Annotated in this window: 27 protein-coding genes, 2 riboswitches and 1 other annotated feature; of the genes, 13 read left to right on the top strand and 14 right to left on the bottom strand. The window is 49.6% G+C overall.

The features are described from left to right. Positions 1–42 precede the first annotated feature (42 nt). On the bottom strand, positions 43–606 hold the full coding sequence (gene thiT / locus LLG09_04595) for an energy-coupled thiamine transporter ThiT (protein ID MCE5196394.1): 564 nt from the start codon (positions 604–606) through the stop codon (positions 43–45). A gap of 232 nt (positions 607–838) precedes the next feature. Here thiT and LLG09_04590 point away from each other — a divergent pair, with 232 nt between their 5' ends. From LLG09_04590 to LLG09_04565, 6 genes are all read left to right on the top strand, one after another. Further along, a complete protein-coding gene (locus tag LLG09_04590; protein ID MCE5196393.1) occupies positions 839–1,879 on the top strand; it encodes a bifunctional glycosyltransferase family 2/GtrA family protein in 1,041 nt (346 codons plus the stop codon). Between the two features lie 117 nt (positions 1,880–1,996). Next, positions 1,997–2,224: a preprotein translocase subunit SecG gene (gene secG / locus LLG09_04585; GenBank protein ID MCE5196392.1), complete on the top strand. Its 228-nt coding sequence runs from the start codon at positions 1,997–1,999 to the stop codon at positions 2,222–2,224. A gap of 116 nt (positions 2,225–2,340) precedes the next feature. Beyond that, a complete protein-coding gene (locus LLG09_04580; protein ID MCE5196391.1) occupies positions 2,341–2,892 on the top strand; it encodes an HDIG domain-containing protein in 552 nt (183 codons plus the stop codon). Between the two features lie 40 nt (positions 2,893–2,932). Beyond that, entirely contained in the window at positions 2,933–3,787 is an 855-nt protein-coding gene (locus tag LLG09_04575; protein MCE5196390.1) for a GDSL-type esterase/lipase family protein, read from the top strand. Between the two features lie 12 nt (positions 3,788–3,799). Next, on the top strand, positions 3,800–4,270 hold the full coding sequence (locus LLG09_04570; GenBank protein MCE5196389.1) for a DUF4358 domain-containing protein: 471 nt from the start codon (positions 3,800–3,802) through the stop codon (positions 4,268–4,270). A gap of 112 nt (positions 4,271–4,382) precedes the next feature. After that, positions 4,383–4,613, top strand: coding sequence for a hypothetical protein (locus LLG09_04565; GenBank protein MCE5196388.1), 231 nt, complete (start codon positions 4,383–4,385; stop codon positions 4,611–4,613). Between the two features lie 94 nt (positions 4,614–4,707). Here the strand turns inward: LLG09_04565 and asnA are convergent, their stop codons facing one another. After that, the gene (gene asnA / locus LLG09_04560) at positions 4,708–5,721 is read right to left on the bottom strand and encodes an aspartate--ammonia ligase (GenBank protein ID MCE5196387.1); all 1,014 of its coding nucleotides are present in this window, start codon (positions 5,719–5,721) and stop codon (positions 4,708–4,710) included. A 73-nt stretch (positions 5,722–5,794) separates the two neighbouring features. Beyond that, positions 5,795–6,039, bottom strand: a binding site (T-box leader). Between the two features lie 118 nt (positions 6,040–6,157). Next, entirely contained in the window at positions 6,158–6,379 is a 222-nt protein-coding gene (locus LLG09_04555; protein MCE5196386.1) for a hypothetical protein, read from the bottom strand. A 175-nt stretch (positions 6,380–6,554) separates the two neighbouring features. Beyond that, positions 6,555–6,782: riboswitch (cobalamin riboswitch) on the top strand. Positions 6,783–7,012: 230 nt separating this feature from the next. On the opposite strand from LLG09_04555, the gene LLG09_04550 reads away from it, so the two are divergent. Genes LLG09_04550 through LLG09_04535 form a run of 4 tightly spaced genes read left to right on the top strand, consistent with a single transcriptional unit; the run spans position 7,013 to position 10,329 of the window. Then, a complete protein-coding gene (locus tag LLG09_04550; protein MCE5196385.1) occupies positions 7,013–7,951 on the top strand; it encodes an ABC transporter substrate-binding protein in 939 nt (312 codons plus the stop codon). Positions 7,952–7,956: 5 nt separating this feature from the next. Further along, complete coding sequence (locus LLG09_04545) at positions 7,957–8,973, top strand: iron ABC transporter permease (protein ID MCE5196384.1); 1,017 nt, start codon at positions 7,957–7,959, stop codon at positions 8,971–8,973. A gap of 10 nt (positions 8,974–8,983) precedes the next feature. After that, the gene (locus LLG09_04540; GenBank protein ID MCE5196383.1) at positions 8,984–9,742 is read left to right on the top strand and encodes an ABC transporter ATP-binding protein; all 759 of its coding nucleotides are present in this window, start codon (positions 8,984–8,986) and stop codon (positions 9,740–9,742) included. 26 nt (positions 9,743–9,768) lie between these two features. Next, positions 9,769–10,329, top strand: a complete 561-nt coding sequence (locus tag LLG09_04535) for a manganese efflux pump MntP family protein (protein MCE5196382.1) — start codon at positions 9,769–9,771, stop codon at positions 10,327–10,329. 87 nt (positions 10,330–10,416) lie between these two features. On the opposite strand, the gene LLG09_04530 is transcribed toward LLG09_04535, so the two are convergent. Continuing rightward, positions 10,417–11,526, bottom strand: coding sequence for a M20/M25/M40 family metallo-hydrolase (locus tag LLG09_04530; GenBank protein MCE5196381.1), 1,110 nt, complete (start codon positions 11,524–11,526; stop codon positions 10,417–10,419). 109 nt (positions 11,527–11,635) lie between these two features. After that, positions 11,636–12,313: a Crp/Fnr family transcriptional regulator gene (locus LLG09_04525; protein MCE5196380.1), complete on the bottom strand. Its 678-nt coding sequence runs from the start codon at positions 12,311–12,313 to the stop codon at positions 11,636–11,638. 158 nt (positions 12,314–12,471) lie between these two features. Here LLG09_04525 and LLG09_04520 point away from each other — a divergent pair, with 158 nt between their 5' ends. The 3 genes from LLG09_04520 to hcp are packed head-to-tail and all read left to right on the top strand — an operon-like array spanning position 12,472 to position 15,141. Next, entirely contained in the window at positions 12,472–13,194 is a 723-nt protein-coding gene (locus LLG09_04520) for a 4Fe-4S binding protein (protein ID MCE5196379.1), read from the top strand. A gap of 13 nt (positions 13,195–13,207) precedes the next feature. Beyond that, positions 13,208–13,522 (top strand): hypothetical protein, encoded by a 315-nt coding sequence (locus LLG09_04515; protein ID MCE5196378.1) that lies wholly within the window; start codon positions 13,208–13,210, stop codon positions 13,520–13,522. Positions 13,523–13,548: 26 nt separating this feature from the next. Beyond that, positions 13,549–15,141 (top strand): hydroxylamine reductase, encoded by a 1,593-nt coding sequence (hcp, locus tag LLG09_04510; GenBank protein MCE5196377.1) that lies wholly within the window; start codon positions 13,549–13,551, stop codon positions 15,139–15,141. 60 nt (positions 15,142–15,201) lie between these two features. On the opposite strand, the gene LLG09_04505 is transcribed toward hcp, so the two are convergent. The 9 genes from LLG09_04505 to LLG09_04465 all read right to left on the bottom strand — a co-directional run bounded on the left by LLG09_04505 (position 15,202) and on the right by LLG09_04465 (position 24,982). Next, on the bottom strand, positions 15,202–15,744 hold the full coding sequence (locus LLG09_04505) for an ECF transporter S component (GenBank protein MCE5196376.1): 543 nt from the start codon (positions 15,742–15,744) through the stop codon (positions 15,202–15,204). Positions 15,745–15,905: 161 nt separating this feature from the next. After that, positions 15,906–16,057: riboswitch (FMN riboswitch) on the bottom strand. A 147-nt stretch (positions 16,058–16,204) separates the two neighbouring features. Then, positions 16,205–18,502, bottom strand: a complete 2,298-nt coding sequence (locus LLG09_04500) for an S-layer homology domain-containing protein (protein ID MCE5196375.1) — start codon at positions 18,500–18,502, stop codon at positions 16,205–16,207. A gap of 253 nt (positions 18,503–18,755) precedes the next feature. Beyond that, a complete protein-coding gene (locus tag LLG09_04495) occupies positions 18,756–19,121 on the bottom strand; it encodes a cyclic-di-AMP receptor (GenBank protein MCE5196374.1) in 366 nt (121 codons plus the stop codon). 70 nt (positions 19,122–19,191) lie between these two features. Next, positions 19,192–20,883, bottom strand: coding sequence for a PAS domain-containing protein (locus LLG09_04490; protein ID MCE5196373.1), 1,692 nt, complete (start codon positions 20,881–20,883; stop codon positions 19,192–19,194). Continuing rightward, positions 20,880–21,554 (bottom strand): response regulator transcription factor, encoded by a 675-nt coding sequence (locus LLG09_04485; GenBank protein MCE5196372.1) that lies wholly within the window; start codon positions 21,552–21,554, stop codon positions 20,880–20,882. The genes LLG09_04490 and LLG09_04485 overlap by 4 nt, the downstream gene beginning before the upstream one ends. A gap of 91 nt (positions 21,555–21,645) precedes the next feature. After that, complete coding sequence (gene pstB, locus LLG09_04480) at positions 21,646–22,395, bottom strand: phosphate ABC transporter ATP-binding protein PstB (protein MCE5196371.1); 750 nt, start codon at positions 22,393–22,395, stop codon at positions 21,646–21,648. A 1-nt stretch (position 22,396) separates the two neighbouring features. Further along, positions 22,397–23,263, bottom strand: coding sequence for a phosphate ABC transporter permease PstA (pstA, locus tag LLG09_04475; protein ID MCE5196370.1), 867 nt, complete (start codon positions 23,261–23,263; stop codon positions 22,397–22,399). Beyond that, a complete protein-coding gene (gene pstC, locus LLG09_04470; GenBank protein MCE5196369.1) occupies positions 23,260–24,108 on the bottom strand; it encodes a phosphate ABC transporter permease subunit PstC in 849 nt (282 codons plus the stop codon). Before pstC ends, pstA begins: the two co-directional genes overlap by 4 nt. Position 24,109: 1 nt before the next feature. Next, positions 24,110–24,982 carry a substrate-binding domain-containing protein gene (locus LLG09_04465; protein MCE5196368.1) on the bottom strand — a complete coding sequence of 291 codons (873 nt, stop codon included), beginning with the start codon at positions 24,980–24,982 and terminating at the stop codon, positions 24,110–24,112. Positions 24,983–25,169 lie beyond the last annotated feature (187 nt).

Genomic DNA, 25,169 nt, shown 5'->3' with positions numbered 1-25,169 from the left:
GGATAGCGGCAAGGATGCCGGTTACTGAAAAAGAACCGATGATTACATCGATTTGAAGCGTTCCAGCAAACGGGGGCCGGCCAACCAAAGGAAGATGCCTGAAATCAACGCTTCCGCGCTCATATAGGAGCCATTGTAAAGCAGCGAATAGAGCCAAACCGGCTGGCCTGCCGGCGCATAAACATTCCAGATTAGAATTCCGGAAAGAAAGTGGCAGAAGAAACGCAAAAAGAAACAGATGAGCATCACGAGCACGAGCCGTTGATTCTCTTTCATCATCCCGGTGAGCCTTTGGTAGAGAATGCCGGCAAAACCCAACACACTGAAAGCCAAAATATAATCCAGCAGGACAACCAGGAAAAAAGAAAGCAGATCCTGTGTGGGCGGAGCGTAAAAACCTACCATCATTTGCAGTAAGGAAAAAGCAAAGGCGGTAACCAGACTCCAGCGCCAGTTATATTTCAGGGCAACAAAGAGCAGAGGGATCATACTGCCAATCGTCACAGCACCGCCGTTGGGCAGATGGAAGACAGCAAAGAAGGAAAGCAGCAAGGCCAGCGACAGCATCATGGCGCTCTCAGTTAACGTTTTAACCGATTTTGACATGGAGAAAACCTCCCATGATTTGAGTTTGCAGGGTAAACACCTTGCAGTTGATTTATCATATAGCGAAACAGCAGCGGTGTCAAGTTTTCTGTTCCTGTATTTGGAAGTGAAAAATCTCCGAACAATTTGCAACTTCAACCGGCAAACGGAGCGATTCACAGCATTATTCTTGACGGCTTGCTTTTTGCAGGTTATAATAAATTACCGCTATTCCGGAAAGGAGGCAAATGAGATGGAAGTTGTTTTGATTCCGTCTTATGAACCAAATCAACATCTGCCCAAATTGATCAGTGAATTACAACAAATGCGTTTGGAATGCAAAATCCTGATCGTCGATGACGGCAGCGGATCCGCTTATGCTGACTTTTACCGCCAGGCAGAGGCGATGGGGAGTATCGTTCTTCATCACGAATGCAATCGGGGCAAAGGAGCCGCTTTAAAAACCGGATTCAGCTGGCTTGTGGCACATCCTGAATATACAGCCGTAGTCTGCGCCGATTCGGATGGCCAGCATTTAGCCAAAGATATTTTCCTGTGTCTGGATACGGTGATTGCTCATCAAGACTGTTTGGTTTTAGGTGTCCGCAAATTTAAGGGCCACGTGCCATTGCGCAGCCGAATCGGCAATACAATCACCCGTCTGGCCTTTACTTCCGCCAGCGGTGTTTATTTGCGGGATACGCAAACCGGGTTGCGTGCTTTTGCCGACAGCATGCTGCCCTGGCTTTTGAGCGTCAAAGGCGAGCGTTTTGAATACGAGATGAATATGTTACTGGAAGCACCGGCCAAGAATATCCCTTTCTATCAATTGGAGATTGAAACCGTGTACGATAAGAAAAACCATAGTTCACATTTTCATACTTTTACGGATTCCATCCGTGTTTATCTTCCCATCATCAAGTTCAGTTCCGCTTCCCTGTTTACTGCTATTTTGGATTATAGCCTGCTTTTGGCGATGCATGCAGGGACCGGAAAATTGTTGCTGTCGGTCATCCTGGCGCGCCTCTGCAGCGGTACTTTGAATTATTGGTTAAACCGGAAGTTCGTTTTCCGGCACCGAACGACAATGCGCTCGTCTTTACTGCGTTATATTGGTCTGGCGGTTGTTCTGCTGTCAGTAAATTACCTGCTTTTGCGCTTGTTTACGATACAATGGCGTATTCCGCTCAGTATCAGCAAAATTCTGGTGGAAGCGATCCTCTGGGGCTTCAGTTACTGGATACAGCGCGCCTTTGTCTTTAAACCCTTTGCCATGCAAAAAAGCGGTGACTGATACAGGGAAAGCTGAGGTTTTTTTCGAAAAGATTGCGCCTAACACTTGAATCTGGTTTGAGAGCATGTTATAATTCGCTTTATACGAACTGAACAGAAAAGGGGGTCGGGTATTGTTATGCAGACTTTTGTGATGATTGTGCATCTTGTCTTATGCGTCGGTTTAATTGTAGCCATCTTATTGCAGGCTCCGAAAGGCGAAGGTATTTCCGAAGCATTCGGCGGACAAGCAGCGCAGTTTTTAAACAAACAAAGAGGCTTTGACGTAATTTTAACACGCTGCACCATTGTATTGGGATTCCTGGTTGCGATTACATCGCTGGTGTTGGCTGTTTGGCGGACCTAAACCTAAATTTTAGAGGCAGCAATGCCTGGAAGAAGGAGGCGGCAGCGTCTCCTTCTTTGATATACCCGGAGAAAGCAAATACATTTTTGAAAGGGGTCGTTCCGATGGCAGAGTTGATGAGCAGAGAAGAAGCACTTTGTTATTTGCGGGAGAATTTAACCAACAAAAATTTAGTCAATCACTGTGTGGCGGTGGAGAAAATCCTGATTGGTTTAGCGCAGCATTTTGGTGAAGACGAAGCGTTATGGGGTTTGACCGGCATTCTGCATGATATTGATTATGCAGAGACAGCCAAGGATCCCAATCGGCACAGTCTGTTGGGTGCAGAGATGCTGGAAGCGAGAGGATTGCCTGCCGAAGTGGTTTATGCGGTGAAAGTACATAACGAAGTGCATGGTTTGCCCCGGATCAGCAGACTGGATCAGGCTTTGTATGCGGCGGACCCGTTATCCGGTTTGATTGTGGCGGGTGCTTTGATTCATCCCGCCAAGAAGCTGGCGCCGCTGGATGTCCCCTTCCTGATGAAACGTTTTGCGGAAAAATCATTTGCCAAAGGGGCCAATCGCGAAACGATTCGTCATTGCAGCGAACTGGGTTTGAACCTGGAGGAATTCCTTGCGATCGGTTTAGCCGCCATGCAGGGCGCTTCCGATGAGTTGGGTTTATAAAAAACGGACAAAGATTTCACCGGTGACAGGAGAAAGAGAAATGAAGAAAAAAAATATCTGGCTGATTTTCTTGCTCATTCTTTGTTTGGCTTTCGTGGTTGGTTGTGATAAGAAAACTCCGGTAAAAGAGCCGGATCCCGTGATCACGGATCCCGTCAAACCCGCTGATCCGCCGAAGCCGGATCCCCCCAACCCGCCCGTCGTGTCAGAGGACCCCAATGCGGAGGAAGTGGTGCTGGTCGAAGCCAGGGGTTTGCCAGAGACAAAGGCGGTAGGAGATCACTACTTTGACGATGTGGTGATGATTGGCGACTCGGTCACCCTGAAACTCTACTATTATTTGCTGGAGCGCTGGAATGAAGAGCCAACTTATCTTGGCGGCATTCAATTCCTCACAGCCGGCAGTTTAGGCAGCGGCAACGCCTTATGGGCTGTTTCAGAAGAATCAGTTCATCCGGTCTACCAGGGTGAAAAGATGCTTTTGGAAGATTCCGTCGCTCTTTGCGGAGCGAAAAAAGTCTATCTGATGCTGGGTACCAACGATGTGGGTTTATACGGGGTAGAAACTGCGATTGCCAATTATAATACTTTACTCGACCGGATTCGGGCGAAATCACCGGATGTTACATTTTACATTCAATCCGTCTTGCCGATGCTGCGTTCGGCGCAGCTGCAGGATCTGAATAATCCTGCTTTAGCGGCATATAATGAAGCGCTGTATGAGATGGCCGTCCAACGCGGCGATTATTTCGTTGACGTTGCTTCGGTGATGCAGACGCAAGACGGCTGTTTACCTTACCAGTATTGCAGCGATCCCGATGGTCAAGGCATCCATCTGACGGATACCGCTTGTGATATCTGGATCGCCTATCTGCGCAGTCACACCGTATCATAAGGAGGTTGACCAATGAAAAAACTCGTTTATGCGCTCTTGTTGTTCTGCCTGGTCCTGGGTTTGGCTGCCTGCGGCGGACAAAAAACACTTGAAGTGGATGTGGAACAGCTGCTGGATACCATGGCGGCTCAAGTGCAATGGAAAGATATGATGACCATGACCAGCAAACATTTAAAAAACCTCTATGGGATTGCTGAGACGGATGTGGTGAAATTCAGCGGTGTGATGAAGAACGACGGGATCACTGCCGATGAAATTCTTTTGCTGGAAGCGGAGGATGAAGCGAAAGCGGATGCTCTGAAGGAAAAACTGCAGGCCCGCCTGAAAAACAAAGCCAATGAAGCGAAAGATTATTTACCGGCCCAATATGCGGTTATTGAAAAGGCGGAAATTAAACAAGAGGGAAAATATCTTGCTTTGCTGGTTTCACCCGATCTGACTGCTTTATCGGAAATCTGGCAGCAGGCAATGAAGACGAAATAAAACAGTCGTCAATGCTTACTGTGATTGTCATAGAATTGTAATGGCATATCAAAGGAAAGAATGGTATACTTAATTTAGTATCTCTATCTGTTTTGAGAACCGGGGGAATAATGTGAAAAAATATTATATTAAGATCAATTTGGAGAAAATCTCATTGGTCAGCTGCAGTATCGCTGCATTTTTGCTTCTGATTGAAATAGCGGCGGTACTGTTCTTCAGTATGCGCAGCACAGCCACGATTTCTGCTTTAATGCTGCTGATGAACACGGCAATTACCATTTGTATGGCGTCGGCATTTCTGCAGCATTATATTGAAACGAGAATATCGCAGAAAGAAGAATAAATGAGCAATCCGTCAGGTAAGAAAAATGACGACGCTCCGAGCATTTGACTGAAAAGAAAAGCAGCAGGTTCTCTTGAGAACCCGCTGCTTTTTGTTAGAGTAAATTTACACCCGCCTGACGGCAGAACGTTAGGGTTTCCGCCGGCCAGACCGAAGCCTGTACTTCGCCAATGTGAGCTTTCTGCAAAAAAAACATACACATTCTCGATTGACCGATTCCCCCGCCCATGGTGAAAGGCAATTTTTCCGACAGCACATCACGATGAAACGGCAGCTGCAGTTTTGCTTGCTGCCCCAGAGCAGAAAGCTGAGCGAGTAAAGCAGCTGCATCTACCCGGATCCCCATGGAAGACATCTCGATGGCGATATCCAGGGTGCGGAAATAGAAGAGCAGATCACCGTTCAGATTCCAATCGTCGTAATCGGCCGCCCGTTGGTCATGCCTGCTGCCGTCGGACAAACGGCAGCCAATCTGTTCCAGAAAAACAGCCCCAAATTCTCGTACCGCCGCCAACTCCCGTTCTTTGGCGGTGCGGTTGGGGTAACGCTGGAATAATTCTTCTGTGGTCAGAAAAGTTAATTCGCCGGGCAAAGGATTGCGTATAAAAGGATAAAGCTGTTCCAGATAAGTTTCGGTAGCTAAAAAGGCATCGTAAATGCGGCGGACGGCAGTTTCCAAAGTCGGCAGCGTCCGGTCTGCTTTCGCGATAATCGTTTCCCAATCCCATTGATCGACATAGACAGAATGGATATTATCGGTCTGCTCGTCGCGGCGAATGGCGTTCATATCGGTATAAAGCCCGGTATAGGGGTCAAACCCATATTGGTGTAAAGCATAACGTTTCCATTTAGCCAGGGATTGTACAATTTCTACCTGATCCAAACGGTTTTTCAGATCGAAACTGACGGGACGTTCGCAGCCGTTTAAATCATCGTTCAACCCTGAACTGGGCCGGACCATTAAGGGAGCCGAAACCCGAATTAAAGAGAGATTTGCCGCAAGCTGCGCTTCAAAATAATCTTTGATTTTTTTGATGGAAATCTGCGTTTCCAGCAGGGATAATTTGCTGTGATAGTGGGTCGGGATGCAGTTTTGTAATGCTGTCATGAGATTACCTCCGCTTCTTTGCTGTTTTTCGCCATTGACCTGGTGAAAAAATAAAAAGAGCTTCTTCCCCTTGTAAAGGGACGAAGAAGCTCGAAATCGCGGTGCCACCCTCATTAGCATATAGATGCTCACTCATAGAGATACTAACATATCTCCGCCGCTTTAACGCTCGGATGCGGCCCAGCCTACTTTCTTGCGCAGAAGATTTGGGTGGGAAGCTTCAGGATGTTCTTGGAGCAAGATCTTGGCGATAGTTCTCAGCTGCTCTATCTCTCTGTGGCGATCCTCTTGCTTTACTCTTCCTGTCATTGCTTGTCAGTTATGCTGCTTGCCTGGATAAGAAATCTTTCGATTTGCATGCCGGATCAGCATTGCGATTATTATAACAGAGGATGCGGCATTGTCAATAGGGAAATTTATTTTTTCCGGTCCGCTGTTATTCCTTTTGCTGTTCTGTTGCCGGATCGACCGGCTCGTAATATTTGCATTTGGAAAAATCTTTACTGAAGAGACAATCACCCGTGATACCAGGGGAAAGATAAGCATAACCTTCCTTGTCGGCGGTAGGGATCAGCGCTTTTTTGAAAGCCCGATAGCAATAGTGCCATAACAGCAAATCCGATTTATGGTAGCGGCAGGGTTGGTTTTTTTCGGTCATGAGAATCTCCTTTCCGGTTATAATTTCCAATTTGTATTATTGTAACAGATTGACAGTCCGAGAGCAAGAGCGGAAGTGAAAAATCGCTATTTTGCTGAAAGACTGGACATCCGCCTGCAAAAGCGGTATAATTAACTTATCATCTGTCGCATCAGAAGAAGTAGCTGAGACGATATGGCAAGCAATATTTTTATGTTCCTTCCACAGCTGCAATGCTTTGGCAAGGCTAAGAGAGAAGCGGGTGTGAATCCCGCGCGGAACCGCCGCTGTATGCGTGGAGTTGACGATTTCATAGACGAAAGTCGGTCACTGGGCAACCGGGAAGGCGGAAATCAGCAACGGCAAGGAAGCAATTCTTTGAGAAACGCGAGTCAGAAGACCTGCATAAAAAACGAAACCTCTGCTTTACGTAGATTGAAGGCAGTATGGTTTTCATGTTCTACACAGAAATACGGCTGTGGCGAAAATAGCGCCATAGCTTTTTTTATTGCGCAGAGAAAGACGAAGGGAGGATTTTAATCACCGATCCATGGTATCAGCACAGGCTGAACCGAAAAGCGAAGCTGCAGAGCCGTGCTTTTTTGTGATCGGACGATTCAGTCAAATGTTTTACTTGGAAAGGGGATTATGATGATGCCGAATTGGAAGCTGAAAAAAACCGCATTCCTCCTGATGATCGTTCTTGTTTTTATGTTGGCCGGCTGCAACAACCCATTGACCGGCAGGACAGGCGAGCAACGCGCAATAACCGACCGCAATGGCGTTGTTTATGAAATACCAAAAACGGTCGACAGATTGATCAGCCTCTCGCCGACTTTGACCCAAATCATTCTCGATTTGGATCTGGCAGATAAACTGGTGGGAGTTGATACGAATTCACAGAAATTCTACGATTTGCCGCAGGAGATGCCTGCCTTCGATATGATGGCACCGGATGCGGAGCAACTGCTTGCCCTGCATCCGGATATCCTGTTGATCTCCGATATGAGTTCAGCCGGCGGCGCCGAAGACCCCTTTGCGCTTTTGAGCAAGAACGGTGTCTGTGTGGTGAGGGTCACGACGCCGTCCACGCTGGCGCAAATTGCAGAAGATGTGGCTTTTGTGGCCGATGTGATCGGAGACAAAGAGGGCGGCGAAGCTTTGGTTGCAACCATGCAAGCGGAACTGGCGGAGTACCGCGCGTTGGGAGAGGCTGTGCAGGAGCAGAAAACCGTTTATCTGGAAGTAGCGGCGGCTCCCACTATTTACAGCTGCGGCAGCGGCGTTTTTCTTGACGAAATCATCGAACTGATCGGCGCTAAAAATGTCTTTCACGATCAAAAAGGTTGGTTTTCCGTCACTCCGGAAGCAGCGGTGACGGCGGATGCCGATGTGATTCTGACGAATATCGATTACATTGATGATCCGGTGGCGGAGATTCTGTCCCGGGCAGGCTGGCAGGAGATGAGGGCGATCAAAAATGCCGACGTTTATCGCATCGATGCCAATGCCAGTTCTCAGGCCAATCATCATGTGGTCGAGGCGGTGGCAGAAATCTATCGGGCTGTTTATCAGAATCAGAAAGCGGATTAAAGGTCATGCATAACGGCTGGAAATTGCTGACGATCTTGATTTTTAGTTTTTTTTGTCTCGGCCTGGCAGCCTGCCTCGGCAGCGTGGCGGTACCCTTCACGCAAGTCATGCAGATCGCCGCCAATCAATTATTGGGTTTGCCTTTGCCGGCAGAGATCAGCGCTCTGAATGTGACCGTCGTTTGGAATCTACGGTTGGCGCGCGCCTGTTTGGCTTTCCTGACCGGCGCCGCTTTGGCTGCCAGCGGAACGGTCATGCAGTCGGTCCTGCGCAACCCGCTCGCCTCCTCCTATACCCTGGGCGTTTCTTCCGGGGCTTCTTTGGGCGCCGCGCTCGTCATTATCAGCGGTTTTTCACTGCCGGTCTTAGGTCGCTTTACCCTGCCTGCCGCCGGTCTGCTGGCGGGACTGCTGACGGTTGTGCTGGCTGTCAGCCTGGCCGCCAAAGTAGACAAAGGTTTCAGCGGCAATACCATTATTTTGACCGGTATGGTTTTCTCTCTGTTTGTCAATGCGCTGCTGACCTTGATCGCCTATTTTTTTCAGAACCATACGCGCAGCATTCTGCAGTGGCAGATGGGCAGCTTCGCTTTAAAAGACTGGTCCTATGTGGCGCTGCTGTCGCCGATTGTCCTGGTCGGTATCATCCTCCTGCTCTATCACGCGCGGGAACTCGATCTGCTGACCTTTGGTGAAGAACAGGCTGCCGTCATGGGTGTGGAGACGACGAAAGTCAAGTGGCGTCTTTTGTCGGTGGCAGCGGCTCTGACCGGCAGTGCGGTCGCATTCTGCGGTGTGATTGGCTTTATCGATTTAATTGCCCCGCATATCGTCCGGCGCTGGTGCGGTGCCGCTCATCGATGGGTTGTACCCGTTTCCGCGCTCTTCGGCGGTTGTTTCATGGTGCTGGCTGACCTGGTGGCAAGAACGATTATTTCTCCTTCAGAATTACCGGTCGGCGCTATCACCGCTTTGATCGGGGCGCCGTTCTTCGCTTATATTTATTTCAAACGCAGAAAGTAGAGGTCAAATGATGCTGCAACTGGAGCATGTGAACTGCGGTTATGACACGGAAGATGTCATTCGTGATGTTTCCCTGCAAATCGAGCCGGGGGAAATTCTCTGCCTGTTCGGTCCGAATGGCTGCGGTAAAACCACTCTGCTGAAAGCCATTGCCGGACTCTTGCCTTATCGCGGCAGCATTCGTTTTGCGGGAGCCGAGATAGCCAAACTGAAGCGGAAGGAATTGGCGTCTAACATTGCTTTGATGAGCCAGATCAGCGCCACTTATTTTGATTATACTGTCTATGATACCGTTCTGCTGGGCCGCTATCTGTATGGCAGCAAAGGATTCCTGCCGCATACCAGTAAAGAGGATGCGGAAATCGTCCGGCAATGCCTGGAAGAAGTGGACCTCTGGCAGGTCAAAGATCAACCGATCACCGCGCTTTCCGGCGGGCAATTACAAAGAGTATTTCTGGCGCGGACGTTTGTCCAGGCACCGCGTTTGATTCTACTGGATGAACCAACCAATCATTTGGATTTGAAATATCAGCTGGAATTGATTGAACGCCTGCAGTTGTGGTGCCGTCAGCCGGGCAGGGCGGTGATCGGCGTGCTGCATGATTTGAATTTGGCGCTGCAATTTTGTGACAAAGCGGTTTTGTTGCAGGCAGGAAGTGTTGCGCTGACCGGCGAAGCAAAAGAGGTACTGCAAAATCCCTTGGTTACAGCGGTTTTTGGGATTGATATCCGGGCTTATATGCAAAAATCCTTGTTGAAATGGCAGTAATACAATTTGGAAAGGATCCTTATGGGATGCGATTGATTGATCTCAGTTTCCTTGCAGTTGGCTTGTCAATGGATGCCTGTGCCGTTTCTATTGTCAACGGCATGAGTATGACCGGGTTAAAATGGAAGCACGCGCTGGCGATCGCGTTGGCGTTCGGTGTTTTTCAGGGCGTCATGCCGCTAATCGGTTATTTTTTGGGGGAAAAGTCTGCCATTTATCTCAATCGCTTTGATCACTGGATCGCTTTCTTGCTGTTGGTTTGGATTGGCGGCAAAATGATCTGGGATTGTTTTCACGCAGAAGTGCGCGAAGGCCAGGAACTGCGCTTCGGCTTGCAGCTGCTGCTTGTGCAGGCGGTTGCCACCAGTATCGATGCGCTGGCCGTCGGGATCAGTTTTGCGGTCAGCCGGGTGAATATTCTGACCGCTGCTGCGCTGATTGCACTCACGACCTTTTTGCTTAGTTTCCTTGCTGTTTACATCGGTAAATTCAGCGGCGATCAATTGAGCAGCAAAGCACAATTTCTGGGCGGCCTGATCTTAATCGGCATCGGATTGAAAATTTGGATCGAGCATAGCTTTGCTTAAGTGAATGGCGCCAAACGAATAAAATAAAGAGGAGCCGTTTTTTAATAACAGTTCCTCTTTGTTTTCCTACGTCCGATCCGGTAAGGTCTATTCGGTCATCGAGCGATAGAGCAAACGCATGGCCTGCATCCAGACGGTCAGATCCAGCGTTTCCTTGCTGCTGTGGACATCTTTCATTCCGGTGGAGATACCGTCGCAGATATAACCGTGGCCGGCGAAAATATTGCAGTCGCCGCCGCCGCCGCTGATCACCTGTTTGATTTCAAAACCCTCTTTTTGATAAATCTCAACGATTTTTTGGTAAAGGAAAGAATCGAAGTCTGTTTTAATGGCAGGGTAGTCGTGGCTGACGCTGACAATTGCTTCGCCGCCCATTTCCTTGGCTGCCTGAAGGCTGGCCTGGCGGATTAATTCGACCTGTTCCTGCAGTTTTTGGGCGGAGTGAGAACGAACTTCCGCCGTAAAGAAGGCTTCGTCGGTTACCACATTGGTCATATCTCCGCCCGAGATGCGGCCGACGTTAGAGGTAGTTTCTTTGTCGATCCGGCCAAATTTGACCTGCGCGATCGCTTTGGCCAGCATGACGGCGGCATTGATGCCTTTTTCCGGTTCAATCCCGGCATGCGCTTTGCGACCTTTAAAAGTAACCTTGATTCCGTCTTTGGCAGGTCCGGCAATACTGACATGACCCAAACTGCCGGCGCCATCCAAGCTGTAAATATTCTTGCAGGGCAGTTTGCTCAGATCGAAATTCTTGGCGCCGTTCATATTTTGCTCTTCACAGACGGTAAAAAGATAATACATTTCCCGATGCAGCGTCTTGCTTTCCTCTAAAACATCGTAGGCTTCCATCAGCATCGCAATTCCGGATTTGTCATCGGCACCTAAGATGGTATCGCCGCTGCTACGCAGAAGATTGCCGTCCAGAACAGGCCGAATGCCGCGGCCGGGTTCGACGGTATCCTGGTGCGCATTATAGCAAATTGCCTCACCGGGCATCGTGCCGGGAATATGAACGAGAATATTGCTGCCGTTGCCGCCGAATTTGATTCCGGCTTGGTCGCGGTATACTGAGAGGCCCCGCTCGGTCCAGTAGTTTTCCAGATAGTCCGACATCGCTTTCTCTTCGAACGAAACACTGTCGATTTGAATCATTTCCACCAAACGGTCCAACATACGCTGTTGATTGAATTGCATTTTGATTTCCTCCTTAAAATTACTCTTTGTTCAGTATAATCACTGACAGAATCTTGCGCAAGCCCAATTTGCCGCATTCACGAGGAAAAGCCAAGCGGTCCGCCTCGCCTCAGACCTGTTCCGGATGACAGAGCAGTTTGAAATGATTCTTTTGAAATTCCAGAACGCCTTCCTCACGGAGTTTGGACAATTCGTGAGACATTGCGCTGCGGTCAAGCGAAAGGAAATCCGCCAAATCCTGCCGGGAGAGGGAGATATTGAATTCATTGCTGTTTGCTTTTTGCGCCTGAGTGGAAAGGAAAGCCAGCAATTTTTCCCGGCTGGAGCGTTTGGACAGAACCATGATTTTCTGGTTTAAGGTCAGATTTTTAGCGACGATGATCTGCAGCATATTGTAAACAAGTTTATGATGATAGACACAGGCCTGATTGCAGGTCGTAATGATTTTTTTGTAATCGATCAACAGGATGGCGCTGTCCAGCTTGGCAACCACACTGAAAGGCAGCGCGGCGGTTTTGGCGCAGGTATAGGTTTCGCCGAACATCTGCCCGCTCTCGATTTCGGCAATAATCGTCCGATTGCCATAATAGTCGTCATGGATGATCTGTACTTGCCCGCTGAGCACGATGCCGACCAATTCGGCTGCGCTGCCGGCGGCGAAGATGATTTCGCCTTTTGAATACAGCTTCTGCCGGGCCGAAAGGCAGTGGAAAAGGGAATTCAATTCGGTTTCGCTGATATCGGCAAACAGGTCCACCCGGCTGATGTTTTGAAAATCTTTTTTCATATTTCTCCTTTCTGTTGTAAATACAACGGACGAATCAGCTGTATGATAGTATACTGAAGCCAGGAAGTCAAGCAAAACAGGCATATGACTTTTTGAGCAGATCCGGGATGCCTCAGGCAAAACATCAGGGAATGCAATCAATCCGGAGGATGAGAAAGATGATTCGTAAGGTGATTCAGATCGACGAAGAAAAATGCAACGGCTGCGGTCTCTGCGCGGCCGCCTGTCAGGAAGGCGCTATCGGCATGATCGATGGCAAAGCCAAATTGCTGCGCGATGATTATTGTGACGGATTGGGTGATTGCCTGCCGGCCTGTCCGGCAGGGGCGATTCATTTTGAAACACGCGAAGCAGCCGCCTTCGACGAGGCAGCGGTTCAGAAAAATCAAGTCAAGCAACAGCCCAAGACGCTTGCCTGCGGTTGTCCCGGCACACAAGCAAAAACGATCGAACGCCAACCGGCCGCTGACTGCGCGACTGTTCAGGATGGGCAGCCGCTGGTCCGGACTGAAACAGACAGTCAATTGCAGCAATGGCCGGTTCAAATCAAGTTGGTTCCCAGCCGGGCGCCTTATTTTGCCAATGCCAATCTGTTGATTGCGGCAGACTGCACAGCCTATGCTTTTGCGAATTTTCATCAGCGTTTCATCAGGAATCATATCACACTGATCGGCTGTCCCAAACTGGACGAAGGCAATTATACGAGTAAACTGAGTGAGATTATCAAGCAAAATGAGATTAAGAGCGTGACCATTGTACGGATGGAAGTTCCCTGCTGCAGCGGTTTGGAGCAGGCGGCAAAAATCGCTCTGCAAAGCAGCGGTAAGTTTATTCCCTGGCAGGTAATAACCATTTCTACCGACGGAAGAATTTTGGATTAGGAGGGATGAAGTTATGATTGAACAAGTCTTTCAAATGAGCGGCAGCCGGGCGCACGTGATCGAAGCGGTCATCCGGGATGAAAACCTGCATTACATGCATATGGTTTTGCTCCGAGGGGAAGCGCTGCCCACCCATGTGACCAATGCGGTAGTCTATATGGCGGTGATTGCCGGCACGCTGTCGCTTCGCCTCGCCGACGGTGCGCTCAATGTTTATGAGCGAGGCACTGTTCTGAAAATTCCCAGGGGGATTGTCATGGAGGCCGGCAATCAACAGAGCGATCCTCTGGAATTGACCGTGGTAAAAGCACCGCCACCTCAAAGCTAGCATCAATAATTGAAGGAGGAAAAATCATGGAAAATCAAATGTTTTGCTTTCAATGTGAACAGACTGCAGGCGGCAAGGGTTGTATGGGGAAAGCCGGTATCTGCGGCAAACAAGCGCCGACCGCTGCGCTACAGGACGAATTAACCGGTGCTTTGATTGGTCTCGCCCGGGCAATGAAGGACAAGACCGCCTTTGCCGCAGCCAATCAAGTCATGCTGGAAGGTCTCTTTACCACCATTACCAATGTGAATTTCAACGATGAAACAATTCATGCCATGATCGCAAAAGTCAATGCGGTCAAAGCCATGCTGGTGCCGCAATGCAGCGGCTGCGCCACGCCCTGTTGCACCAACGAGGATTACCCGATGGAGAAGGTCTGGCAGGCGGATGTGGATATCCGTTCTCTCAAATCTCTGATTCTTTTCGGTTTGCGCGGCATGTCTGCTTACGCTTATCACGCCATGGTGCTGGGATATTCGGACGAGAAAGTCAATCAATTCTTCTATAAAGGGATGTCTGCCATCGGTGAAGACTGGGGCATGGCGGAATTGCTGCCCATTGTGATGGAAGTCGGCAGCGTCAATTTACAATGTATGGAGCTGCTGGACCGTGCCAATACCGAAACATACGGCACACCGGTACCCACTGTGGTTCCGCTGACCATTGAAAAAGGACCGTTTATTGTGATAACCGGTCATGATCTGAAAGATTTAGAGCTGCTCTTAGAGCAGACCGCAGGCAAAGGTATCAATATCTATACTCATGGTGAAATGCTGCCGGCGCACGGTTATCCAAAATTGAAAGCGTATCCGCACCTGAAGGGCAATTTCGGCACCGCCTGGCAGAATCAGCAGAAAGAATTTGCCAATCTGCCGGCGCCGATCTTGTTCACCACCAATTGTCTGATGCCGCCGAAAGACAGCTATCAGGATCGTGTTTTCACCACAGAAGTCGTCGGTTATCCCGCGGTTGTCCATATCGGCGCTGAGAAAAATTTCAGCCCGCTGATTGAAAAAGCGCTGCAATTGGGCGGTTATCAGGAAGACACCATGCTGACCGGTATCAACGGCGGACATGAAGTGATGACAGGTTTTGCACACGGCGCCGTACTTGCCGTAGCCGGAACTGTCATCGATGCGGTCAAAACCGGAGCGATCAAACACATCTTCTTGGTGGGCGGCTGCGACGGAGCCAAACCCGGTCGCAATTACTATACCGAATTTGTCAAACAGACGCCGGCCGATACGGTAATCCTGACCTTGGCCTGCGGCAAATACCGTTTCAATGATTTAAACCTTGGGACAATCGGCGGTTTGCCGCGGATCATGGACATGGGCCAATGCAACGACGCCTACAGCGCGATCAAAGTAGCGCTCGCCCTGGCAGACGCTTTCCAATGCGGTGTCAACGAATTGCCGCTCACCCTGGTGCTTTCCTGGTATGAGCAAAAAGCAGTCTGTATCTTATTGACACTGCTTTCTCTGGGAATAAAGAATATCTATCTCGGACCGACGCTGCCAAGTTTTATTTCAGCCAACGTGCTCAATTACCTGGTAGAGAACTTCAATCTGACTCCGACCAGTACTCCCGAAGCGGATTTGAAGAAAATCCTGGGCTAGTCAAAAACGAAATCCCGCTCTGATTGCCCGGCAGTCAGAGCGGGATTTTGCTTTGAGCAGTTATTTAACTAAAATACCTTCCAAACGCCAGAAGAGCAGAGCCGAGATGACAGTGACGGCGCCACCTTTGACGAGATTGAAGGCAATCACGGCAGGCAGGAAGCCAAGCAATACCTGCAGCGGCATAAAAACGGTATAAAGCGGGAACATGACATAAAGATTGATGAAATAAGCGGAGACCGTCATGATCACAGTGCCGAGGGTGCCGGTCAGCAGTAAATTAGCTTTCCTGTTTTTCAGGAATTTCAGCTTGCCGGCCAAAGAAATCGAGAGCACCAGGATGCTACCGTAGATTAAATTTGCCAATTGTCCGATGCCGGCACTATCGGTAAAGAGCAGATTGACCAGGTTTTTGATCACTTCAACCATCAAACCGCTGAACGGACCATAGGCTAAGCCGGCTAAGGCAGCGGGGACATCCGCCAAATCCAGTTTCAGAAAAGGGGTACCAAACATGGGCGGTGTTTCGATCCGCATCAGCACTAAGGATAAGGCAGCCAGGAGCGCCGTCCGTACCATGAATTTTGGAGAATGGTTTTTCATCTGAATCCTTCTTTCCATCAAAAAATCGCCTGGCAAGATCATTCCTGCGAGGCGATTGCTTAGGACGAAAAGCAGCAGCAAATTCCGCGTTGAACTTTTAAAAAAGTTCATGCCTTTCAAAAAAAGGGCTGCGGCGTAATTCGGTTTTTTTAAACCGGCTGTTCCATCTTCTACCATCCGGACTATACCGTCGGTACCGGAATCGCACCGGTTCAACATCAGCAGATGACGCTGCTTTTTGCTCGCGGACTTGTGAAGTTCGAGAACTCCCATTACCGCCGGTGGGGATTTTCACCCCGCCCCGAAGATTTTTCTTGCATTACGAAACGAATCATATGCCATTTTAGCAGTCTTGTCAAGCGAATAAAATGGGCGATTTACTTCGGAAGCGAGGGACAAAAAGGCCGGCCGATCGGCTAGCAAGCCAATCGGCCAGTCAAATTGAGCGGAACTTCTGAAGTTAGTTTTCCCGATTGAGAAAATTGAAGAACATCACGGCTGCCGTAGCTCTGGTGGTGGCTGAATCGGCATGAAAATTGCCGCTGGGATCGCCATGAATAATCCCTAAGCCTTGGGCGATTGCAATGTAGCCATAGTTTTCTGCTGCAATCGCCGCTTCATCTAGAAATTTACAGACAAAAATTTCAGAGAGATGGGCAATTTTATCGTACCCGGACATGCTCAGCAGCGTTTTCACAAATTGAGTACGGCTGACAATCGAGGCGGGGGCGCGTTCCGTTTCTGTCAGCAGATGCAGCGAGTAGGCTGTTTGATAGAGCGAATCATCCTCCATAGGGTTGCGGAAACCGGCTGCCTGCAGGAGATAGACCAGCATTTCACGCTGCGTCAGCTCAGCTTCCGGCTGATATTGATTTCCGCTGAAGCCGATGCCGTATTGGGCGAGGATTTCAATTTCAGTTTTCGCATAATGTGCGCCTAAATCGGTGTATACGGGTACTGCGTAGGCGATCGGTGAAGTATCTTGCAATAGTTCTCCGGTTTTTGCATCAATGCCGTGGACAGCATCGGCGATGCTGTACTGATAGGCCAGACGATATTCATACAGGTAAGCGTAACCATATTTGGAATAGAGAATATAATAAGGAGATTCGGGGTCCACAGTCACAGGCAGCTGCAGATACTGCAGTTTGGCGGTATGAGCGGCGGCATAAATCTCTTCCGCTTGCGTCATCGGAATGATTCCATCGGCCTGATCGAAGACGATATCCTCCAGCCAGTTCTGATTGAAGCTGTCGACCGCGCCGCTTTGGGCATTGATGCTGATCATCATGGCATTGACAGGGAAGAAATAGCCGTTGACTTTTTGGCTGTAGGTGAACCGATACTCTGTCGCGGTATGCTCAGTTTCCAGCGGAGTTACAGAAGTATACAAATCTGCGACAGCGAAATGGCCTGCAAAGTAACGATTCAGGAAAGCGGCGGCTTTTACGGCTGCCTGTTCTTTCGTCAGAAAAACAGGGTATGCCGCTTTTTCATCGTAGGGATAGGAAGAGGAGAAGGAGATTAATTCTCCGGTCTTGCCATTCAGAACGGCGGATTTGCGGTAAAATTGATAGTTGTTTTCACTGTAGGGTTTACTGAAGTTTAAATAGGCAGTCACATCGCCGTTTTCTTCGTTTAAATAGAAGTTGTAACCGGTAAGCGTATAGTTGTCATCCAGCATGACTTCCGGCATGGCTTTAACGGCTGCCTGCAATTCCTCTTTGCTGAGGACATCTTTGAGTTTCTCAATGCCTGTCAGTTCCGCTTCGCTGAGTGCAGGAAGATAGGGGCTTGAGTCGGAGGAACCCATCCCGGCAGGCGTTTTTACCGTTTGATTGGCCCGGTTAAAAGCATCGTATAAATCGGTGATATCAATCAGTTCGCCCGTTTTGGCATCAACGAGATAATTGCTGTCGGTCATAGGCAGATAGCGTAAGACTGCCTGGGTAGCAGCAGTATCTGCAGTTGTTTTACTCCCCGCCGGCTTCGGCAGGATGGGTTCGCCGGGGGCCGTATCCCTCAGCACATATTGCAGCTGCAGTTTAACCGTCGTGCGCAGCTTTGCCGCTGCAGCCGCGGCATCGATCATCGTAACCGTATCGGAGAAGTCGTTGATCATTTTGGTGTTGGCATCGCTGCGGTAAAATCTGTTGATGGTCAAATCGTCCGCAAAAACGCTGACCGTGAAGGTGATACCGGTATCAAGGCCGTACATTTGAATTCTGCCGCTAAAACCATAAGTTGTTGCGGAGAGTAATTCCAGGGCATCCGTCGGTTCAAAGACGGCAGATTCTTCTGCGGTCAATAAAGCAGAAACAAAGGCTTCAGCGACTGGTTTTGCGTCAATTTTGCGATTGGCAGGAAAAACCGGCGAGAACTCCGGGCCATATTTGTAAGCGTAATCATGGTCGTCAGCAGTACGATTGCGTTGATACTGCATCACTTTGCCACTTTCTTTGGCATAGACTGTGAGAGTTTCCTGCGCATTGGACCAATTCAGGTTCCAGTAGGAATCAATGATATCTTCGTTCAAGCTGCCATAGAAGGTTGTGTAGCGGTCATCCAGATTGAGGGTCTGCTTGACGGACAGAGCGACCTTGCCCAAGCGTTCGTTGACGGTCTCACCGCCGCTCATCCCTGTTGCTTCTTTTGCGGTCCCGGTCGGCAGAGCAGGCAGTTCCGCAGCGCAGACAACGGGTGTCATGGTCATGATTAAAAGGGCAATCAGGCTCATACAAATGATTTTTTTTAACATAATTTCCTCCTTATTTTTTTACTGGCTGCCAACAGGCGGCAATCATTGCTATAGACGTTGAGATTTTGTTTCCGGTTCCCTTCAATCCGGTGACACTGCCGGATTGAAAGGAAAAAATTCAGCAAGACCTGCGGCAACTCCCGCTCATGAATGAGAGCACGATAAAAGGAGGGAAAAGAAAACGGCATAGTTTGCCAGAAACTATACCGTAAGCGTTGTAATGCGGTGCCCGGAGTCTCCCGTCGGAATTGTTTTAGGCTCCGGTGTTTTGACTCTCCGGCTTGGCGGTCTGTTCCAGATCGATGCATTCCGCGTCCAAAACAAAGATGATAGCACCGCCGACGATCACTTCGACCGGATAATGCGGCATTACACCAATAAAATCTACGGTCATGGGACCGGCATTCATCAGTTGAGTACGGGTATGACAATATTGCTTCAGGAGAGCAATGACTTCATCCACTCTGGTTTCTTCCACTCCAATCAGCAGAGTCGTATTGCCGCTGCTGAGGAACCCACCGGTGCTGGACAGCCGGGTAGAGCGGATATTTTTCTCGAGAAAGATATCAGAGAGAGCACGGAAGTCCTGGTCTTGAATGATGGAGATAATCAGCTTCATTGGTAACGCCTCTCTTTGCTCTGATTTATAGGCTTATATTCTATATTATGCTGTTCGTTTCCTCCTGTTCTTACAGATTAATTTTATTGCTCAAAGGGAAGCTCAGGCTGATGGCAGTGCCTTGATTCGGAATACTCTGCAGTTCTATTTCAGCGTGATGATAACGGGCTCCGTGTTTCACAATCGAGAGTCCCAGACCGGTACCGCTGATTTTCTGTGAATGACTCTTATCTGCGCGATAGAAGCGCTCGAAAACATGCTCCTGATCTTCCGGAGCAATGCCGATGCCGGTATCGATGACCCGCAGCCGCAGCGCAGAAGGCAGACGTTCGATGATAACATCCACGCGGCCGCCCTGTTTGTTGTATTTGATGGCATTATCACACAGGTTAAAAATCATCTCGTCCAGGATTTGTCTGACCCCTTGTATTTCTGCCGGGACGCCTTTCAGTTCCAGACGGACCTGTTTGGCTTCCGCCTGCGGCTGCAGACGCTGCAGAATATCCTGTGTCAACAGATACAAATCAACCGGTTCCTCTGCAAGACTGGGTTTGCTTTCATCCAACCGGGAAATTTTCATGATGTCATCCACCAAAACAATCAGCCGGCGGGCTTCCCGATAAATGCGATCGACGAATTCCGGGATATCTTCCGCTTTGACAAGATGATTGCTGATAATTTCGGCATAGCCCGAAATCGATTGCAGCGGTGTTTTTAATTCGTGAGAAACATTGGCGGCAAATTCGCGGCGCAGCTGTTCCGTGGCTTGTTGTTCGGTGATATCTGAAATCAGCAGCACAATTCCCTGCAGTTCCGCCTTGTTCAGAACCGGGTGAGCCAACAGCTGATAGCTGTGCTGATTTTGCTGCAGAACAGCTTCGGCGATTTCTCCCTGTTCGACTTGCTGCAGCAGATTTTGCAGGACTGAGCTGCGATTTTGCGTCAACAGCTTTCTGCCGACTGTCTGGTCTGCTTTGAGATTCAGTATTCTGCAGGCGCTGCGGTTGATCGTCAGAATCTCTTCTTTTTGATTAAGCAGGATCAGGCCGTTGCTCATATTTTCCGTGATGGTAATGAATTCCAGACGCGTCTGTGATAATTCCGCCATTTTGGCGGCGATTTCTTTGTTTTGCTGCTCAATACGCAGCAGCAGCGGCGCTAATTCATCATAAGTATCTTGTTCAAGCGGATTTTGCAGATTGATGGCATTGATTGGCTGGATAATTGCCTGCGTTTCGTGCCGGGCCAGCCAAAGCGCCAGCAGGATCACCAGACTGATGATCAGCAGCAGAGAGGGCAGCAGATTGAAGAGAGTCGCCCAGATACTGGCAGTCGTTAAGGCGAGGCGCAGCACGGTACCGTCGGTCAGACGCTCGGCGTAATAATAAGTCTGCTGATGCAGTGTGCTGGACATGCGCAGCGCTTCGCCGCTGCCATTCTGTAAAGCACTGATGATTTCCGGTCGGTCCAGATGATTTTCCATGGCGGCGGCAGTTTCGTAATTATCAAATAAGACGACCCCCCCGGCGCTGATCCAGGTAATGCGGCAAAGACGGTTGCGTTCCGGGGCGCTCTGCAGCGTTTGCAGATAGGCGAGACTGCCTTGCGTAAAACCGGTGCGGACCAGAACCAATTCATTGCGAACTTCCTGCTGCTTACTGAAAGAAACCTCCCGGTAAACGACGGCAAAGAAGAGGCTGCCGCTCAACAGAACAGCAAAGAGGGAAAGCAGGCAGAAAGCCCTAAAAATACGTCTTTTCATTCCTGTTCCACCATGCGGTAACCCAACCCGCGCACTGTTTCAATCAGATTGCCGCATTCGCCCAGCTTTTGCCGCAGAGTCCGAATGTGCACGTCCACCGTTCTGGTTTCACCGCTGAAATCATAACCCCAGATCGTCGCCAGCAAAGCATCACGGGTGAAAACCGTACCGGGATTCGACATCAACTGCTGCAGCAGCAAAAATTCTTTCAGTGTCAGCGGGATGGCTTCTCCTTTGACGGATACCTGATGTTTTTCCGAATTGAGGCTTAAAGCGCCCCTCGTCAAAAGCACTCCTTTTTGTTTTGAGCCGCTGCGGCGGAGAACCGCTTTCACGCGGGAAACCAATTCCATCATGCCAAAAGGCTTACTGATATAGTCATCCGCACCGGCATCCAGTCCGCTAACCTTGTCATATTCGCTGCCTTTGGCGGTGGCTAGAATCACCGGTAAATCGGCGGTCTGCGCCGTACTGCGCAACTGTTTCAGGATCGACGCGCCATCCTGACCGGGCAGCATCAGATCGAGGATCACCAAGTCCGGCATTTTTTGCTGCAATTCCATAAAAAAAGCTTCGCCATCGGCGAAGCCCTTGGCTGTAAAGCCGGTGGATTGCAGCGTGTAAACAATCAATTCCCTGATATTCAGATCATCCTCTACACAATAAATCATCTGGTCATCCCCTTCTTTAACACCGGTGTGAGGACAGAATTCCCCTGCGGCGACTGGCTGGCATTCATCATGATTGGGCGGCAGCCGTCGTTTAACCGAACCTGCCGGTAATATAATCTTCGGTGCGCTTTTCTTTCGGTACGGAAAACAACTGCTCGGTGGCAGCGGCTTCCACAATTTCACCCAAAAGGAAAAAAGCGGTTTGATCGGAGGTGCGCACAGCCTGCTGCATATTATGGGTGACGATCACAATCGTGTATTTTTTCTTCAGTTCAACAATCAAATCTTCGATTTTAGAAGTGGAGATAGGATCGAGCGAGGCAGTCGGTTCATCCATCAGCAAAACCTCGGGTTCCACTGCCAGAGCTCTGGCAATGCAAAGCCGTTGCTGCTGTCCGCCGGAAAGACTGAGCGCGTTTTTTTTCAGGCGGCCTTGCAGTTCGTCCCAGATCGCGGCGTCGTGCAGGGCTTGCTCGACGATGCCGTCCAGTTTTGCTTTGCTGCGGATGCCGTGAGTGCGCGGACCGTAAGCAACATTATCATAAATGCTCATCGGAAAAGGATTCGGGTTTTGAAAAACCATGCCGACTCGCTTACGCAATTGATTGACATCCATTGATCCGTTTATGTCTTCGCCGTCCAGACGAATTTCTCCTGTAATTCTGCAGTCTTCAATCAGGTCATTCATGCGGTTCAGGCATTTCAAAAGAGAAGATTTACCGCAGCCGGAGGGACCGATGAAAGCGGTAATGCGGTTTTCTGCCAAATTCAGGTTTATGTTTTTTAAAGCATGAAAATCGCCATAATAAAGATTGAGATCGTTAATTGTAAATTTATCCATATTAAGATCCTTTCGTCAGCTTGCCGGCTACAAAATGCGAAATCCAGTTGACCAGCGCTACCAAGATGAGCAAGACAACTGCGGTTGCATAAGTTTGATTCAGATATAACCCTTCATTGGAGATATTATACATATGCACGGATAAGGTGCGTCCGGAAGAAAATAAGCCGTTGGCAATTTGACTGGCTGTTCCCGCCGTATAGATCAGGGCGGCGGATTCTCCCACGATGCGTCCGATGCTGAGAATCACACCGGCCAGAATGCCCGGCATCGCTGCCGGTAGAACAATATTGAAGATGGTTCGCAAGCGTCCGGCACCCAGGGCGTAACTGCCCTCCCGATATGCATCCGGTACAGAATGCAGCGCCTCCTCCGTGGTTCGCATCAGCAAAGGCAGAATCATAATCGCTAAGGTGCAGGCACCTGCCAGGAGAGAATAACCCCAGTGCAAAAAAGTGACGAAGAAAAGCATACCGAACAAACCATAAATGATCGAGGGAATTCCGGCAAGCGTTTCGGTGGCTAAACGGATCCATTGCACAAAGCGGTTGCTGCGTCCGGCGTATTCCGAAAGATAGAGGGCGGAGAAGATGCCCAGCGGAACGGCGATGATCAGCGTCAGCAGAATGATCATCAGCGTATTGAGCAGCGCCGGCAGTAAGGAAACGTTTTCACTGTTATAATGCAGTGCAAACAGAGAGGGACGCAGATGAGGAATTCCTTTGATCAGAATGTATCCGACCAAAAGCAGCAGAATGCCAACGGTCAGCAGGGCAGCCAGGGAAACCAGCAATCGGATCACCAGAGAGAGCGGGTCGTGCCGATCGCGAATGTGCTGCAGACGAAACGGGCGCGCAGGGTGTTTCATAGGGCAGACCTCCTTTTCAGCAAGGAAAACGAGAGGTTGATGATCAGAATGAAGACAAAGAGGACGACCGCCGTGGCAATCAGCGCCTCTCTGTGCAGATCTGTGGCATAACCCATTTCCATAGCAATATTACTGGTGAGCGTGCGGATTCCGGCCAAAATACCGGCCGGCATGCGGGTTTGGTTACCCGCAACCATCATGACAGCCATCGTTTCGCCAATAGCGCGTCCCACACCTAGCACAACGCCGGCCAGGATGCCGGATTTTGCCGCGGGCAGGATGGCAAAGAGAACAGAGCGTTCATGACTGGCTCCCAGGGCCAGGCTGCCTTCGTAATAGCTGACGGGGACAGCGCGTAAAGCCGCTTCGGAAATTCCGATGATGGTCGGCAGAATCATAATCCCCAACAGGAGGGAAGCGGTGAGTATGCTATTGCCGTTGCCGCCGAAGGTTTGCCGGACGAACGGTACCAACACAACGATGCCAAAAAAACCGTAAACAACGGAAGGGATGCCGGCCAGCAAATCGATCAGTGGTTTCAGGTAACGATAGAGCTGCCGGGAACAGAAATGCGCCAGATAGAGCGCCGTCAGAACGCCCAAAGGTACGCCAAGCAGAATCGCGCCGGCTGTGACATACAGGCTGCCCATGATCATCGGCAGCAAGCCATAGAGGTCATTGGATGGCCGCCAGACACGACCTGTCAGGAAGTTGAATAAACCGATCTGCCGCATTGCCGGTATGCCGTTGGCAAAAAGAAAAAAGCAAATCAGGGCCACGGCTGCAATGGATATACAAGCGGTCAGGAAGAAAAGTAAATGAGCAGCCTGTTCTTTTCGCCTCATCTTAGATCACATCTCCCCATCGTAAAGACTCACCGATAAAAATGCTCCTGATCTGTACCGTTGTGAGATTCTTCACCGGATTCTGCTTGTTGACAATCACAGCGATACCATCCAGCGCGAAAGGAGTCGCCTTGAGACCGCGGTTCAGTTCGTTCTCTTTCAATGCTCTGGAAGACATACCAAGCTGAGCGCTGCCTTCGGCGACAGCGGCAATTCCCGCAGACGAATCGCTTTGCCGGATTTCTACGGTTACAGCCGGCTGCCGTTCCAGGTAAGCAGCCTTCAGTTTTTCCATCACCGGGCTGATGGAAGAGGAACCGGCAATCACAATTTTCCCGCGTTGCTTCGTGCCGAGGTAAGATTCCGTGCCTTCGGCAGCCAGATAACCGGCGGACTCGAGGATAGGTTTTCCTTCGGAACTGAGAATGAAATCGGTAAAATCCTGGGTCAGGCCGTTAATGTTTCTGTCGGTGACAAGCTGGAAAGGGCGGGCCATGCGGTAGCTGCCGTTGAGGATATTCTCTTTGCTGGCTGTGCTGCTGTCGATGCTCAGCGCCGTCACACTCGCATCCAGCGAACCAATCGAGAGATAGCCGATCGTATGGGGATCCTCCGCTACGGCGGCAAGCATAGCGGCTGTGCTGTCGGCGATCACCGCTTCCGGTGTGGTGTAATCAACATAGACACCGCGCGCATTCAGTTTTTCCACGCCGAATAATTCAATAAAAGCGCTGCGGGTGCCGGAGCCTTCTTCGCGGCTGATGATGGTGATCGCGTGGGTCAAACTGAATTGATCGTTATCTTTAAAATTACAGCCGCTCAGCAGAAAAATCAGACAGCCAAGTAAACTCAGCCAAACGAGTGTTTTCTTCATTTTTACATTCTCCTTTTTAGTTCCAGTTTAGTGGCAGAATGTAAAATACAGAAGACAGCTATTGTAAAATCTATGTAAAACAGCAAAGAAACCATGAAAGGCTTCTTTGCTGCTGATAAAATAAATTCTGTTGAGGCATTTTTCAAGAGTCAAACAGCGGCATTTTCTGCTAATTGGCTTTTTAGCT

It is taken from the genome of Negativicutes bacterium, assembly GCA_021372785.1.
Lineage (GTDB): Bacteria > Bacillota > JAAYKD01 > JAAYKD01 > JAAYKD01 > JAJFTT01.
Note: the sequence above shows the minus strand (reverse complement) of the source record. Positions and strands in the feature narration are given on the sequence as shown.